The sequence below is a fragment of the Rhodopseudomonas sp. B29 genome (assembly GCF_000333455.1).
Lineage (GTDB): Bacteria > Pseudomonadota > Alphaproteobacteria > Rhizobiales > Xanthobacteraceae > Rhodopseudomonas.
In genome coordinates, this window is the sequence record NZ_BADD01000494.1 from 1 (window position 1) to 899 (window position 899).

The 899-nt window shown below is 67.4% G+C and carries 1 protein-coding gene; it reads left to right on the forward strand.

The genetic code is table 11. The features are described 5' to 3' along the window. Positions 1 to 688, forward strand: a 688-nt coding sequence (locus tag I5M_RS17480; protein WP_022722576.1) for a sulfite exporter TauE/SafE family protein, incomplete at its 5' end; no start/stop codon positions are given. Positions 689 to 899: the final 211 nt, after the last annotated feature.

Below are 899 nucleotides of genomic sequence, written 5' to 3' on the forward strand. Positions count from 1 at the left end.
AGGCGTGATTGGACTCGGCCTGCCGACGGTGGCGATCGGGCTGCTCGCCATCGTGATGCCGCCGCCCCAGGCCGTCGCCATCGTGGTGGTGCCGGCGATCGTCACCAACATCTGGCAGACCTTCGCGGGCCCGTATCTCCGGGACATTATCCGGCGGCTGTGGCCGCTGATCGTCTGCACCGCGATCGGCATCCGGGCCGGAGCCGGACTGATGACCGGGCCATATGCCAAAGACGGCACGGTCGTGCTCGGCATCCTGCTGGTGATCTATGGCGCGCTCGGCCTCAGCCGAATCCATTTCAAGGTGCCGCAGCCGCACGAGAAATGGCTCGGCGCTGTGGTCGGGCTCGTCACCGGGGTGATCTCGGCCGCAACCGGCATCCAGGTGATTCCGTCGATGCCCTATATGCAGGCGATCGGCATGGAGCGCGACGAACTGGTGCAGGCGCTCGGCGTGTTCTTCACCGTCGCGACGCTGGCCCTCGCCTTCAACCTCACCGGCGCCGGCCTGCTGTCGGTCGCCACCGCCGTGCCGGCCGTCATCGCGATGGCGGCCGCCTTCGCGGGCATGATGATCGGCCAGACTGTGCGGACGCGGATGCATCCCGAGACGTTCCGGCGCTGGTTTCTGATCGCGATGGTGGCGCTCGGGATCTATTTGACCGCAACGACGCTGGCCAAGCTCTAGCGCGGCGCTGCGCCGCACGGCACTTCGCCTGCCGCTGGCGTCAAACCCACGCCTTGTTAAGCTGATGGAAACCACGCGGGGGCCTGTTTGCAACGGGGGCTGTCGGCAACAGCGGGATAGCAGATGACGGGACGTCTTGGATCGTCGGCAGGCTTGCCGACCGCAGCGCTGGTGGCCGCGCTGCTGATGCCGCACGGCGCATCGGCGCAAA